11 protein-coding genes are annotated in these 14,645 nt (G+C 71.8%); 1 reads left to right on the plus strand and 10 read right to left on the minus strand.

Going from position 1 to position 14,645, the window contains the following annotated elements; all coding sequences use genetic code 11:
- Nucleotides 1–198 precede the first annotated feature (198 nt).
- The gene (locus tag ACWEVS_RS00985) at nucleotides 199–3,489 is read left to right on the plus strand and encodes an ATP-binding protein (protein ID WP_452549336.1); all 3,291 of its coding nucleotides are present in this window, start codon (nucleotides 199–201) and stop codon (nucleotides 3,487–3,489) included.
- Nucleotides 3,490–3,537: 48 nt separating this feature from the next.
- Here the strand turns inward: ACWEVS_RS00985 and ACWEVS_RS00990 are convergent, their stop codons facing one another.
- The 10 genes from ACWEVS_RS00990 to ACWEVS_RS01035 all read right to left on the minus strand — a co-directional run bounded on the left by ACWEVS_RS00990 (nucleotide 3,538) and on the right by ACWEVS_RS01035 (nucleotide 14,642).
- Complete coding sequence (locus ACWEVS_RS00990) at nucleotides 3,538–4,212, minus strand: Crp/Fnr family transcriptional regulator (protein ID WP_452549338.1); 675 nt, start codon at nucleotides 4,210–4,212, stop codon at nucleotides 3,538–3,540.
- 38 nt (nucleotides 4,213–4,250) lie between these two features.
- Nucleotides 4,251–4,388 (minus strand): hypothetical protein, encoded by a 138-nt coding sequence (locus tag ACWEVS_RS00995; RefSeq protein ID WP_452417136.1) that lies wholly within the window; start codon nucleotides 4,386–4,388, stop codon nucleotides 4,251–4,253.
- On the minus strand, nucleotides 4,376–4,618 hold the full coding sequence (locus ACWEVS_RS01000; RefSeq protein WP_452549340.1) for a hypothetical protein: 243 nt from the start codon (nucleotides 4,616–4,618) through the stop codon (nucleotides 4,376–4,378). The genes ACWEVS_RS00995 and ACWEVS_RS01000 overlap by 13 nt, the downstream gene beginning before the upstream one ends.
- A 219-nt stretch (nucleotides 4,619–4,837) precedes the next feature.
- Nucleotides 4,838–6,481: an alpha/beta fold hydrolase gene (locus ACWEVS_RS01005; protein ID WP_452549342.1), complete on the minus strand. Its 1,644-nt coding sequence runs from the start codon at nucleotides 6,479–6,481 to the stop codon at nucleotides 4,838–4,840.
- Nucleotides 6,482–6,661: 180 nt separating this feature from the next.
- Nucleotides 6,662–7,801 (minus strand): NAD(P)/FAD-dependent oxidoreductase, encoded by a 1,140-nt coding sequence (locus ACWEVS_RS01010; protein ID WP_452549344.1) that lies wholly within the window; start codon nucleotides 7,799–7,801, stop codon nucleotides 6,662–6,664.
- 240 nt (nucleotides 7,802–8,041) lie between these two features.
- A complete protein-coding gene (locus ACWEVS_RS01015) occupies nucleotides 8,042–10,780 on the minus strand; it encodes a discoidin domain-containing protein (RefSeq protein WP_452549346.1) in 2,739 nt (912 codons plus the stop codon).
- Between the two features lie 14 nt (nucleotides 10,781–10,794).
- The gene (locus tag ACWEVS_RS01020; RefSeq protein WP_449920313.1) at nucleotides 10,795–11,631 is read right to left on the minus strand and encodes a carbohydrate ABC transporter permease; all 837 of its coding nucleotides are present in this window, start codon (nucleotides 11,629–11,631) and stop codon (nucleotides 10,795–10,797) included.
- Nucleotides 11,631–12,500 carry a carbohydrate ABC transporter permease gene (locus ACWEVS_RS01025; protein WP_452549348.1) on the minus strand — a complete coding sequence of 290 codons (870 nt, stop codon included), beginning with the start codon at nucleotides 12,498–12,500 and terminating at the stop codon, nucleotides 11,631–11,633. Before ACWEVS_RS01025 ends, ACWEVS_RS01020 begins: the two co-directional genes overlap by 1 nt.
- The gene (gene ngcE / locus ACWEVS_RS01030; protein ID WP_452549351.1) at nucleotides 12,497–13,894 is read right to left on the minus strand and encodes an N-acetylglucosamine/diacetylchitobiose ABC transporter substrate-binding protein; all 1,398 of its coding nucleotides are present in this window, start codon (nucleotides 13,892–13,894) and stop codon (nucleotides 12,497–12,499) included. The genes ACWEVS_RS01025 and ngcE overlap by 4 nt, the downstream gene beginning before the upstream one ends.
- A 16-nt stretch (nucleotides 13,895–13,910) precedes the next feature.
- Entirely contained in the window at nucleotides 13,911–14,642 is a 732-nt protein-coding gene (locus ACWEVS_RS01035) for a sugar isomerase domain-containing protein (protein WP_452417147.1), read from the minus strand.
- Nucleotides 14,643–14,645 lie beyond the last annotated feature (3 nt).

Genomic DNA, 14,645 nt, shown 5'->3' on the forward strand with positions numbered 1-14,645 from the left:
ATCGGAATGTCTTCGCTGCCTGCCGTATTCGCGAGCTGAATGCGGCGACTTTCTCGGCATGAACACCTATGAGCGGCCCCGCGGCGAATGTAGCATCGGGGCACGTGCACGGGGTCATGCCGACGGGGGTCGCGGATGGACGACTTGCATGTGCGTGTGCTGCGGGCTTCGTCACTGACCGCCGGGGACGGTTCCGCCGTGCCGGTGACATCGGTGAAGGCGCGGGCCGTGCTGTTCTACCTGATCGTCGAGAGCACACCGCACACCAGATCCGCCCTCGCCGGGCTGTTATGGGGCGACCGCTCGGAGGCGAAGGCACGCGGAAGCCTGCGGCTCGCCCTGATGGAGCTGCGCCGCGCCGTGGGCGATCATCTGATCATCAGCCGGACCCACGTCGCGTTCGACCGCGGCCGGCCGTACTCGCTGGACTGGGCCGACCTGGTCGAGAACGGCACGGTGCCGGCGGACTACCGGGGCGGTTTCCTGGACGATCTCGCGGTCCCGAACGCTCCAGGGTTCGACGATTGGGTGGCCGAGCGCCGGCGGCAGGCCGGGCACGCCGCCGTACAGGCGCTGAGCGCGCGGGCGCACGCGGCGCGGGAGCGGGGCGACTGCGCGGACGCCGTACGGCTGGCGCACCGGGTCCTGGACGTCGACGCGCTGGACGAGAGCGCGCATCGCCTGATCATCGAAGCGCTCTGGGCGACGGGCAACCGCGCGGGCGCCCTGGCGCAGTACGAGGCCTGCCGCCGGACGCTGGACCAGGAGCTCGGCGTCGCGCCCGACCCCCGCACCGAGGCGCTGCGGCAGCGGATCGCCCCCGCCGGGCCCCGAGCGGGTGCGCGCCGGGAATCACGGGGCGCCCCGGCGAGCGGACCGGCCGCGCGGCGCGGGCTGCCGCGTCCGCTGACCCGGCTGATCGGCCGCGAGGCCGAGGTGGAGAGGGTGTCGGCGAAGCTGCGTGATCGGGAGGTGCGGCTGCTCACGCTGACCGGTCCGGGTGGCGTGGGCAAGACCCGGCTGGCCGTCGCCGTCGCCGAACGAACCGACTGCGAGGTGCTGTTCGTCTCGTTCGCCGGAGTCCGGTCGCCCGATGCCCGGGCGGCGGCCACGAGTGGGACGGACGTGGTCGTGACGACGCTGGCGGAGGCCGCCGGCGTCGACCTGACACCGCCGAGGCCCGCCCGCGACCTGCTGCTCGCCGCCGTCCGGCACCGGAACCTGGTCCTGGTCCTGGACAATCTCGAGCACCTGCCCGGCATGGCCCCGCTGGCCGGGGCGATCCTGGCGGTGGCGCCTGCCGTACGGATCCTGGCGACCTCGCGGCGCCGGCTGGGCATCTGCGCGGAGCACGTCCACGAGGTGCCGGTCCTGCGCGGGGCCGCCGCGCGAGCACTGTTCGTGGAACGTGCCAGAAGCCTCGACCCGCGCATCGACCCCGACGCGCGCTCGCTCGACCGCATCTGCGGCGCCGTCGGCGGACTGCCCCTCGCCGTCGAGCTGGCCGCGACGCTGACCAGGGCGATGACCTGCGAGGAGATCGCCGACCAGCTGGAGGCACACGCTCCGCCGGAGCGCGCCGCGGAGGCTCCGGCGGCGCTGCTGGTGCATCCGGCACCGGCGGCCGCCGCGCGCCACGCGAGCATGCAGCACGTCTTCGACACCTCGTGGCAGTTGCTCACCACCTGTGAACAGCGGGCCCTGGCCGCCGTCTCGGTGTTCGCCGGCGGCTTCACGCTCCCCGCGGGGATCGCGGTCGCGGCCACGACCGTCCTGGCCGTCGCACGGTTGACCGATCATTCGCTGGTGCGCCGCGACGACGACGGCCGGTACCGGGTGCACGAGCTCGTACGGCAGTGCGCGGTCGCGCGGCTGACCGACGAGTCGCCCCGGGTCCGCCATGCCCACTGGTACGCCCGGTTCCTACGGGAGCGCGCCGGCCGGCTCCGCGACCATGCCGACCGGGCCGTGCTCGACGAGTTCGAGCCGGAGATCGACGACATCCGGCAGGCCTGGCGGCACCTGGTCCACCGGCTCACCGACGCCGAGCGGGCGGCGTTCGCGGAGGACTACTGGACGCTGTGCCTGCGCCGGCACCGCTACGCGGAAGCGCTGTCCGTGGCCTCCGACATGATCGCGACGGTGCGCGGCGAGCGGGCGGCGGCGGCCCGATGGCACCGGCTGGCCGGAATCGCGCACTTCCAGTTCGAGCACGGCGCGGAGAGCCTGGGAGCGTTCAGGGACGCGCTGGCGGTCGCCGATCGCCCGCTGCCCTCGACGCGGGCCGGAAAGGCCGGGGCGGTCGCCGCGGCGTTGACCCGTCAGGTGGTCCACCGCGCCACCGCGCTGAGCGGAGTCGCCCGGCACGAGCCCGCGCGCGAGCTGGCCGCCGAGGCCGCGCGAACCCTGTCCGTCCTGGCCGAACTCGGCTACCACCGGCAGGAGGGCGGCACGATGCTGCTCAGCGTGGTGCGCCACCTGGACGCGGCGGAGCGGGCGGGCGGGGCCGTCGAACGCGCCGAAGCCTACGCGAACTTCGCCGTCGTCACCGCTCTCGCTGGTTTCGAGACGGCGGCCCGCTACTACGGCCGTCTCGCCGACGAGGAGATCGCCAAGGTCGCGGACCCTGTGGCGGTCTCCCGCGCCCGCCTCGCGCGAGGGCTGCGGCTGGCCGCCGAAGGACGGTTCACCGCCGCGCAGCGGGTCCTCACCCTGGCCCGCCGGCATCCCGCCGATCCCCGCCTGGCGGAGCACTGCCTCGGGCTCCTCGCCGACCTGGAGATCCAGCGGGGCCGCTACACGGCCGCCGCGCCGCTGATGGCGGCGGTGGCCGAGGCGTCGATCGCGCGCATGGGGGAAGAGCTGTCCGGTTACTGGTGCCTGACCGGACAGGCCGAGGCGCTGCTACGGCTCGCGGACCAGGAGACCTCCGGCGTGGGCGCGGTGTTGAAGGCCGCCGAGGAGGCGACACTGGCGTTGCCCGCGCTCGGCGAGGACCATTTCGCCCGGGCCGGCGCGAAGATCCCGACGATCCAGCGGGTACGGCTCGGCGTGGCCCGCGCCCGGTTCCACCTGCTCGGCGGGGATACCGCCGCCGCCCGCCTGGCCATGGACGACGCGTTGCGCACGGCCGCGCGGCCGGACATGCCGCTCAGGGGCACCCTCGAAGCGTGGGCGGGGCTGGCCGAGGTCCTCTGGGCGCTGGAGGCCGACGATCCCGCCGTCGCGATGGTGCTACGTCACATGGACAGGCTGACCCGCCTGACGCCGTCGGCGGCGGCCCGCATGGGCTGGGCGGCGGCGCTGGTGCATCAGGTCACCGGCCGGCGTGCGGCGGCCGGACGGGCCGCGACCGGCGCCCTGGCCGCCGCCCGCCGGTTGGGAATCGCCTTCGACGAGGCGCGGTCGCTCGAAGTCCTGGGCGAGACGGAGGCGGCCGCCCGGCTCCACGCCGACCTGGGCACCGCGCCACTCGCCCGGCCAGGCTGAAGGGCCTCTCCGCCCGGCCGTACCGACGACACCAGGCATCTCAGGGGATCATCCGGCGGCGCTGAGGTCGCTTGCGGCGGAGGGCGTTCCTGCGGCGCGGCGCCGGAGGGCGTCGAGATCCCGGATGACGATCTCCCTGCGGCCGGTCTCGATCCAGCCACGGTCGCGCAGGACGCGCAGCGCCTTGGCCGTCGCGATCCGGGACGAGCCGGTCCATCCCGCCAGCTCCTGCTGCGACAACGGGAGAGTGATCCGCAGCCCGGCCGGGCAACGCGCCCCGAACCGGTCGGCGAGTTCCACCAGACGCCTGGTCACGCGGCCCAGCGTGTCGAAGGAGTTGAACTCGGCCAGCTTGTCCTCGGCGTCCCTCAGCCGCCGGCCCAGCAGCTTCACCAGGGAGATCGCGACGAGGGGCCGCGCCCGCAGGTGCCCCGCGAACGCCGCGGCGGGAAGGCACAGCCCGGTGACCGGTTCGAGCGCCGTGGCCGACACGGGGCGGATCCGTTCGCCCAGCACCGACGACTCCCCCAGCAACTCGCCGGGACCGAGCAGCCACAGCACGACCTCGATCCCGGCCGCGGTCGAACAGGTGACCTTCACCCTGCCCGATCGCAGCGACACGACCCAGTCGGCGTGGTCGCCCTCGCGGAACAGCACCGCGCCCGCGGGCCAGTGCCGTACCCGTCCACCCAACTCCGCCAGATCCTCTTCCCACCGGTCCACCGCCGCCTCCTTCCGAGGAGAGCATGACGGCGGTCGCGTCAGCGGATCGTTTGCCCGGCGTCAGCGCCCGCCGTACGGCGCCTGCCGCCCGAGGTCAGCCCGTCATTGCCCGGCGTCAGCGCCCGCCGTACGGCGCCTGCCGTCCGGCGCCTGTCACCCGGGGTCAGCCCGTCCATCCCAGGAACGCCTCCCCGGCCGAGACGGCGCCGAGCCAGACGGCCACCGCGAGCACCGGCACTCCCAGCCCCCAGGCCGAGCGCCCGCGAACGACCCGCACGGCGACGCCCAGCAGGCCCGCCCACACCACGAGAAGGACGAGGACCGCCCAGAGTGGCGCCACCAGCCCGCTCGCCAGGTAGAAGGGCAGCGTGCACAGGTGGCCGACCAGCCCCAGCCAGCTCGCCACGCGGGACACCATGGGCACCTCCAGCCGACGGGGACCAGGTCGCCAGGCGTTCACCGTACCGGCGACAGGCCGGGGCCGGGCGGACGCCCGCGCTCCGGCGCGGGACGCTCGGGTTCGCGGACACCCGACCGGCGGGGCCCCGTGTGGGGCCCCGCCGGATGTGGCACTCACCGCGCATCCGGCCACGGGCGCACCTGCCCGCGGAGGCTGGAGCGAGGCTCAGCGGGACGTGCCGGCGGAGGCGTGGCCGGGCTCGGGACGGGACAGGGTCGCGACCGGACCGGCCCAGTGCAGCGGGCTCGACGGCCACGCCGGGGCCTGCCGCTTGGCCATGGTCTCGGCCGCGGCCACGGAGCAGCGGGTGCCGGGCGCGGGCACGGTCAGCGAGATCAGGTACTCGTCGAAGTGCCGCGTGCTGCACTCGTCCTTGCCGTAGATGCGGTGACCCCACCCCTCGTAGGTCAGCAGCACCGCCTTGGGGCCGAGCTGGCGGGCCACGTTGGCGGCCCAGGTGGAGGGGGTGGCGGGGTCGTGCATCGAGGTGCCGATCAGCAGCGGAGCACTGCCCTTGTAGCGCAGCGGGTGCTGCGGGTTGGTGGCGCGCTGGTTGAGGCAGATGGGCAGGTCCTCGATCGGCATCGGGTTGTACCGCATGTCGGGGGCCAGGCGGGCGGAGCTGCGCATGAGCGCGGCGTACTGCCGGTAGTCGCGCACCCGCAGGTCGTAGTCCTGGCAGAGGATCACGGTCGGCAGCTGCGCGAGCTCCCCCGGCACGGGCTGTCGGCCGGGCGGCGGCGGCACGTCCTCGGGCACTGTCCCGCCGTCCAGGGCGATGAGCATATCGGTCAGCAGGCGCCAGTTCGGCCCCTCGTTCCCCAGTACACCCTGGTAGATGAGCTGCAGCTCGGTCATCGGACGATCCTTGACGCCCGGGTAGTACACCTCGCCGCGCCGTACCTTCGCCAGCAGGTTCTCCCAGAACGCCCGGATGTCGCGCCCGTGCAGGGCGCAGCTGGAGTCGGCCTCGCACCAGGCGGCCCACTGGTCGAACCCGTCCTCGGCCGCGGCGCTCTCGGTGTCGAGGAACGCCTTGACGCCGAGGCTGTGGTCCATGGTGCTGTCGAGGGCGAGGGCCCGGATCCGGTGCGGGAACAGCTCGGCGTACATCTGACCGATCAGCGTGCCGTACGAGAGCCCGTAGTAGGTGAGCTTCTCCTCGCCGAGGGCGGCGCGGACGGCGTCCATGTCACGAGCGACGTCGACCGAGTCGACGTGGTCGTAGAGGGGGCCGGTGCGGGCCCGGCAGTCCTTGTGCAGCTTCCTGGTGTAGGCCTTCCACGTGTCGAAGTCGGCCTGGCTCGCCATGACGGGGTACGGCATCTGGTTGTACAGGGCCGCCGAGCAGACCACGGGATGGCTGCGACCCACGCCCCTGGGGTCGAAGCCGACGATGTCGAACCGCCGCTGGATCTCCTCGGTGAAGAAACCGGGAGCGCCGTAGGCGGCCTCCACGCCCGACCCGCCCGGACCGCCCGGGTTGACCAGCAGGGATCCGATGCGGGCCGCGGGGTCGGTGGCCTTGCGGCGGGCGATGGCGAGGTCGATGGTGGGCCCGCCCGGATCGGACCAGTCGATCGGGACGGCCAGCTTGCCGCACTCGGCGGAGGGTTCCTCTTCGCAGGGCGCCCAGGTGATGGCGCCTGTCCCTGCGGCCGCGGTGGCTCCGTCCTCAGCGGCCGTCCCCAGGGCCGCGGTGACTCCGTCCTCAGCGGCCGTCCCCGGGGCCGCTCCTGCCGTCGAGGCGGGTAAGAGCACCGCCATCACCGCAAGGGCGGCCGCGAGCAGAGAAGATCGTGTGCGCATGTTCCCCCAATCGTCGTTCGGGTGGCCCGCTCATGCGGCACGGGCCAACCTTGATCATTCCGGGTCAACGACGCACATGACGGCAATACCGGAAATTTCTGACAACGGAGGTTTCTTCCGTCTCGCGGAGGACTTACGGACACGGCGAAGCGGCCCCGCCCGTCGCGGGCCGGCCCGGCGTCACCGGCCTGGACGGTCGACCCCCGGGTCCGCGAACTCGGGGGTGACGCCCGGAAACGAGCCGTCGCCGAACAGGATCCGCGCCGCCAGAGCACGACCGGCACGACCACGCAGCACGGCCACGGCCGCCTCCGCCGCGGCCGGAGATCGGATGCCGGCGAACACGCGGCGCAACAACAGCCGGCCTCGGAACCTGGTCCGCAACGCCTCCCCGTCGTACCGGCGCAACACGCGCCGGTCGCCCGTACGCAGAAACTCGGCGGCGACCGCCGCGGCCTGTTCTGACATGCGGAAGCAGGGGTCCAACCCCCCGGCCGTCAGCGGCGACACCGCGCCCGCCGCGTCTCCGACGAGCAGCCCGGCGGGGCACGCCAACCGGCGCAGCACACCGCCGACCGGGATCGGACCACCTCGGCGCTCGACCGGGCCGGTCGGCGCCGCGCGGCCGGGCGCGTCCGCGGCGAAAGCCTCCAGCAGGTGACGGATGCCGGCGCGCATGGCGTCCGGATATCCCGCGACGCCGACATGCGCATGCCGACCGTCGTCGATGACCCACCCCAGGTACCCCGGAGCCACCCGCGGGTCCAGCACGCAGTGGAACGCCGGGGTCGTCGTGCCCGACGCGACCGGATGGACGATCTCGGCACCGACGAGGAAGCGCCGGTTGACGTCCAGGCCGAGATCACGGGCCACGCGGGAGCGGGCGCCGTCCGCGCCGACGACGAACCGGGCGGCCACCGGCTCCGCCCCCGCGAACCGCACGAAACCCTTCGACGCGTCGAGGTACCGCACGCCCAGCATGACCCGCGCCCCGGCCGACTCCGCCGCGCGGCGCGCATGGTCGTAGACGGCCGCCATGTCGGCCACGCGGTACTCGTCCCGGTCGCTGGTGAGCCGGATCGGCGCCCGCCGCGACGGCGGATACAGCAGCACGTCCCGCACACCGGGCCCGAGCAGGCGGTCCGGCAGGTCGAAGTCATCCAGGGTGCGGCGCACGAAGATCCCGGTCGTGCGGATGCCCGTCGACAGCGACCTGCGGCGGTCGACCACCATCACGTTCAGCTGCCGTCGCGCGAGCAGGCGGGCCGTGCACAGGCCGGCCAGACCCGCACCCACGACCAGTACGTCCACTGTCTGCATATCCTGCGACGGTAAGGGCGATCCCGCAGCAGGGTGACCGTTTGCACACGACCTGCCCAGTACTTTCACACCGTCGCCACACATCCACCTGGCTGCCCACCGAACAACCATGCGGGGCCGCCCGCTGCCTGCGGGGGCGTCACGGGGACAGGCGGCCGGCCGGGGCGACTACCTCGGCCGACCGCCTGCCAGGGCCGGAGGGGCGCCGATCCTGCGCGCCGCCGTCTCCGACCGTGGCGCTCAGGAGCTGTACGCCTCCAGCTCGGACAGTTGCGCCGCCGCCCAACCGGTGTTGCCGGTGAACTCCACGCGCAGGTGCCTGGCCGCCGCCATGGTCGGCAGCGTGATCGTCACCTGGTTGCCGGACGCCGGATCGAAGGTGTAGTCACGGCTGTCCACGACCGTGTCGTACGTGGTGCCGTCGGTGCCGGCCTTGACCGAGAGGGTCTGGGTGCGGGCGGCCCAGGCCGGGCTGGGCGGGATGCGCAGCACGAGGCGCTTGACGCCGAGCGTGGCGCCCAGGTCGACGGTGAGCGGCTGCGGCCAGGCGTGGGACGGGCTCTCCCAGTAGGTGTTCGGGGCGCCGTCGATGGCGTTGGCCGGCACATAGCCCGGGTGCGAGTCGCCGGTGACCGAACGCCCGAGGGCCAGGTTGACGGGGACGTCCGGCGGGAAGCCCTCGCTGTACACCGCCAACTCTGACAACTGAGCGGCGCTCCAACCTGTGTTGCCGGTGAAGGACAGCCGGACCTTCCGGGCGAGGACCGGGCTGGACAGGCCGATCCTGACCATGTTTCCGGAGGAGGGATCGAAGGTGTAGCCCTGGGTGGCGACCGCGGTGCTGTAGGTCTTGCCGTTGATGCTGGTCAGCACCGTGATGCTCTGGGTGCGGGCGAACCAGTCCTTGCTCGGCGGCACCTGCAGGATCAGCCCCGTCACGTGCCGGGTCCGGTCCAGATCCACGGTCAGGTCCCCGGGCAGGCCGCTGCTCTCCCAGTAGGTGTTCGGGTCGCCGTCGGAGGCGTTGGCCGGCACATGGCCCGGGTGCGAGTCGCCGGTGACCGAACGCCCGAGGGCCAGGTTCTTCGGGGCACCGACGGCAGAGACCTTCCAGGTGGCGCGCTGCGGCGGAGTCTGCTGTACGGCCTGGCCGCCCGATGGCACCACGATCAGCTGGGTGATGGCGTTGACGAGCTGCCCGTCCCGGAACTCCCAGCGCTGCAGCCTGCTGCCGGACGTGCAGGGGCGCAGCTCGACCTTCGTGCCCGGCTGCTGGAACATGCGCGGATCGGTCACGTCACCGGGGTACGGCACGGCCAGGCACTGGCCGCCGGTCCAGTCGGCGATCGTGTAGTACCCGTCGGCGGTCGCCTTCAGCTTCCAGACGGAGGGCTTCTTGCCGACACCGGTGTAGGTCAGGTACATGGAGCCGGAGCCGAGGGTGTAAGTGCCGTCCGCGTAGGGAGTGTCCCGGCCCCGCTCCCAGCCGGGCGCGCGGCCGAGCGCGGTCACCCTGGCCTGGAAGGCGTCGAAGGTGGGCTCGGGGTAGGTCGCCCGCCAGGTGAGCTGGGCGATGTACCGCGTCGGCCCGAAAGCCTCGTCCTCGACCTCGCGCTCGGTCTGCGCCGAGGAGTAGTCGGGCCAGATGCTGACCTTCGCGCCGGACAGTCCGGGCTGGTCGTCGACCTTGACGTCACCGGCGAACGTGGTGGGCATCCAGCGGTTGTCGTAGAGCCAGCGCGGGTTCATCCAGGAGCCGCCGCGTACCAGGTAGAGCGCGCCGGTGCTGTTCATGACCTGGTGTCCCCGGTCCATGAGCTGCTGCGGGCTGAGCGTGCCGGGGATCGTGGTCCAGTGCTCGACGACCACCCTGGAGTTGAGCTTCACCTTGGCGGTGGCGTGCAGGCCGTCGTTCCACATGCGAAGCCGCTTGCCGCGCTCGGCCGCGTACTCGTCTATCTGGTTGATCAGATCGGTGACCAGGTCATCGTACGTGGCCCCGGCCCCGAACTTCGCCTCGGCGGCCTGCTTGAGCTGCGGATAGTCGTCCGGGTTACGGGCGAGCATGTACTCGTCCGAGCCGATGTGCCAGTCGGGCCCGAACAGGGGCGCGTAGGCGTCGAACATCTTCTTGTAGGCGTCGAGCACGGCGGGCTTGCTGACGTCGACCCGCTCGTAGTCGACCTTGCCGTTCCGGTCCTTGAGCGCGATCTGGTCCTCGGTGAAGCCGGCGGGCGCCCGGAAGTGGACCAGGTTGATCTCGGGGGACACCGTGATGTGGTACTTGTCGGCGAGCGCGACGACCTGGCGGATCTCCTCGGGCGTGTACCACGTCCAGTCGGTCGTGGGCATGGTCTCGTCCTTGATGTTGACCACCCAGGTGAGATGGTTGAGCTTGACGTACGCCATGTCCCTGATCAGGCGTTCCAGAGCGGTCATGGAGTGCCTGACCCGGCACGAGCACAGCGTCACCCCGCGCTCGCCGTACTTCGGGGTGTCCTGGAGGGTACCCCCGGGCAGCGTGGCGCCCTGGTGCAGCATCTGCAGCAGCGTCCGCGTGCCGTTGAACACGCCGCGCTCCGAGAAGCCGACGATCCGCACCCGGTCGGTGACGGAGATCGTGTATCCCTCGGCGCCGAGCGCGCTCTGGCCGGGGTCGATCGCGAGCGACACGTCGCCCGCGTCTGCGGAGGGCTGGGTGACGGGCGCGCGGCCCGCGGGCGGCCGGCCCGCCGCGGTCAGATCCTCGACCAGGGTCTGGGCCACCTTCCCCACGGCGGGCGAACCGGTCTCGGCGACGACGCGGGTGCTCGCGCTGTAGCCGTACGAGCCGGAGCCGGCGGTCCAGGACGAAGGCGAGGGGATCAGCTTGAGCGGGTCGGCCACGGCCTCCGCCGTGACCGCGGCGGCGGGTGCGGGGACCGCGAGCGGCCCCGCCAGCAGCCCCGCGGCGAGGAGAAGAGACGGAAGGAGTCGCAAGGGGGGTGTGCTCCTTATTTGAGCGCGCCAGCGGTGAGGCCGCGCTGGATCTGACTTTGGAAGAGCGTGTAGACGATCATCACGGGGAGGATGGCCGTGCTGAGCGCGGCGAACAGCGCGGCCCAGTCCGCGTCATAGCCCGCGGCGGTGGAGATCTCGGCGATGCCCTGCGTGAGGACCCACTTGTCCTTGGCCCCGCTGAGCAGCACGAGCGGGAGCTGGTACTGGTTCCACTGGCCGAGCACGTTGAAGATCGTGATGCTGACCAGCCCCGGCTTGGCCATCGGCAGCATGACCCGGAAGAACACTCGGGCGTGCGAGGCTCCGTCCACGAACGCCGCCTCGGCCACGGCCGTGGGCAGCGTGCGGAAGAACGCGGCCAGGAAGAACACGGTGAACGGCAGCGAGTAGGCGATGTAGACCAGGATCAGGCCGCCGTGGGTGTTCAGCCCGAGGAACGGGAGGGCCCGCCCCACGTTCTGCACCACGAAGAAGAGCGGGGTGAGCGCCAGGTAGGTCGGGAACGCCATGCCGGAGACGAACAGCAGGTACAGCGGCCGGTTGCCGCGGAAGGGGTAGCGGGCCAGCACGTACGCGGCCATGGAGCCGAACAGCATCGTGCCGAACGTGCCGAGGGACACGACGACGATGCTGTTGAGCATGTACTGCCCGATGTGCGCCTGCTCCCAGGCTCGGACGTAGTTGTCGAACCTCGGGACGGCGGGCAGCGACCAGGCGTTGCCGAAGATCTCGTCTTCGGTCTTCACCGACGCCAGGAAGGTCCAGACGATGGGCACGACCGTGAGGGCAAGCCAGGCCAGCAGGGCGAGATGGCTCAGTCTGCGATGCATCAGAACTCGATCCGTTCGCGCCGTGACAGCCGGAGGGTCAGCGCCGAGAAGCCGATCGTGAAGAAGAACAGCACGACGCCCATGGCGGAGGCGTAACCGAACTTGAAGTACTCGAAGGCGTTGCGGTAGACCTCGGCGGCGATCACCGTGGTGGAGGAGTCGGGCCCGCCCCGCTCCGCCGTCATCACCCAGACGATCGCGAACGCGTCCATCGCCGTGATGCCCAGGTAGATCCAGCCTGTCTGCACGGTGTCGCGCAGCAGCGGCAGGGTGATCCGGAAGAAGATCCGCGCCCGGCTCGCCCCGTCCATCTCCGCCGCCTCGACCACCTCGGCCGGGATCGAGGCCATGCCCGCGGTGAACAGCACCACGTAGAAGCCGACCGCCTGCCAGATCAGGACGGCGAGCACGGCCCAGAAGGCCACCGACGTGTCGGCGAGGAAGCCGATCGGCTCCAGCCCCAGCGCCACCAGCGGCGCGTTGAGCATGCCGCTCGCGTCCGGCCGGAACACCTGCTGGAACAGCACCGCGACGACCACGACCGAGAGCACCTGAGGGAAGAAGAACATGACCCGGTAGAACCGGTGGCGCTGGGTGAGGACCGCGATCACCAGCGCCAGGGCCACCGTGACGGAGGGGAGCAGCACCAGCAACAGGGCGTTGTGCCAGAGGGCCTTGAGGAAGACCCTGTCGCCGGCCAGCCTGGCGAAGTTGTCCAGGCCGACGAAGCGGGGACTGGCGCTGACCCCGCGCCAGTCCGTGAGCGCGATGGAGAACGCCTGGCCGTACGGGGCGATCACGTAGACCAGGTAGAGCGTCACCGGGACGGCGAGGAACCCGATGATGAAGCCTGTCCTGCCGCGAGTCATCGGGTGAATGTCCGCACGGAGGAGTCCGCCTTGATCTCCGCGGCCTTCCGGTCGATCCGCTCCGCCCACGCGTCGACGGCGAGCTTGCCCGCCATGAGCTGGCCGGTGGCGGCGACCACCTCGTCCTCCAGCGGCTTGTACCAGGAGTTGAACAGGAAGTAGACCGTGTTGTCCCCGGCCGTCTCCAACGCCTTGGCCGCACTGGCCAGGCCCGGCTTCAGCGAGCGGCCCTCGGCCGCCCCCTTCACGATGGTGAGGGTGGAGACCAGCTCGGTGAACCGGCCGGCGCCCTCCTTGGACAGCATGACCCGCAGGTACTCCAGCCCCGCGCCGACGTTGGCCGACTTGGCCGGCACCACGTACGGCTCGCCCGGCTGGGCGTGCAGGGTGCCGTACGGCAGGGCATCGGACGGGGAGAAGTCGGGCAGCGGGAACATCGCGTACCCGAAGTCGGACGGGGTGGCGTCCTTCTGCTCGTTCTCCAGCCACGACCCGCAGGGCAGCATCGCGACCTGGTACTTGTTGTGCGCGGTCTGGGTCTGCACGTGGTCCAGGCCGGCGGTGCCGGGCAGCAGGTAGGGCTGCAGGTCGGCGAAGGCCTTGGCGGCCTGCTTGACCGGCTCGGCGGTCCACGCGCCGGGCTCCAGGTTGTCGATGCGCTTGAGCACGTCGCCGCCGCCGATCTTGGCGGCCAGAGTCAGGATCGTCTCGTAGATGTAGAACGGGTACTTGCCGGCGAAGGTGAACGGGGCGGCCTTGCCGGACTTCTTGATCGTCTCGCAGAGCGCGGTGAAGTCGGCCCAGGTCTTCGGCACCTGCCAGCCGTTCTCCTCGAACAGCTTGGTGCTGTACCAGATGCCCCAGACCGTGTTCACGTAGTTGATCGCGCGGGGGACGCCGTCGTACGAACCCTGGGCGATCGCGCCAGGGTCGACCGTGTCGCGCACCTTCTTGGACGGGTCGTCCCAGCTCGGCGCGTCGAGCAGCGGGGTCAGGTCGGCGAGCTGGCCGTCCTGGACGAGCGCGCCGAGGTCCATCTTGCCGTCGCCCGAGTTCATCACCAGCTCCGGCGGGTTGCCGCCGGCGAACCTCGGCTGCAGCGCCTTGCCGATCTCCTTGGCCGCGTTGTGCTTGATCTCCAGGCCGGCGTACCTGCTCTTGAGCATCGGCTCGTGGATGTCCCGGGCGTACGCGTCGCCGAAGCCGCCGTCGAAGATCCAGACCTCGAACGGCTTGTCAAGGGCGACGCCCAGCGGGTTGGCGGAGCTGGTCGGGACGGGGGCCGCCGGCGAGCCGCCGGAGGCGACCGGCTGCGCGCAGGCGTTCAGTGCGGGCAGCGCGAGCCCGGCGAGGACGGCGGAACGCAGCAGGTCGCGGCGGGTGAGGTGCTTCATGGGGGGTTGCTCCTTGTCAGGCGCCGCGGCGGATGCGGCCCGCGTAACGCGCCTCGATCGCGTGGTTGTGCTCGTCGCCCCCGGCCATGTTGGCCGAGAGGTAGACGGGAGGCTCCTGGCCTCGGTCGAGCAGGTCGGCTACCACCTGCTCGACCACCAGCTGGGCGAGCAGTGCCGAGGTGATGGTGGAGACGGCGCCGAAGGCGCCGCCGCCGGGCAGCGGCAGCACCGCGTCGCCGTAGGGGGCGAGGTTGTCCAGGACCACGTCGGCGAGGTCCATGAGCTTGCGCCCCGAGGCGTGCCGCGAGGTCATGCGGCTGCTGTGCGCCACGGAGGTGATGGCGACGAGGGGGTGACCGCGTTCCTTGACCAGCGTGGCCAGCTCGACGGTGGAGCCGTTCACGCCGGAGTTGGAGATCATCACGAAGGCGTCCTGCGGCTCGACCGGGGCCAGCTCGTAGACGCGGTGCGCCACCTCGGGGTCGCGTTCCAGCTCGGGGGTGAGGATGTCGGGCGAGGCTCCGCCGTACTGGACCAGGTCCCTGGGCGTGAGCCGGTTGGTCGGCACCAGGCCGCCCGCGCGTCCGGCGATCTCCATGGCGATCGCCTCGGAGTGCCCGGTGCCGAACGCCTGGATCACGCCTTCCCTGACGAGGGAGTCGGTGATCAGATCGGCGGCCGCGCGCACGGCTGCCGCCTGGCTCTCGATCACTTCGTCCATCAGGGCGCTGATGCGCTGGGCGAACAAGAA

This window comes from Nonomuraea sp. NPDC003754 (genome assembly GCF_053605785.1).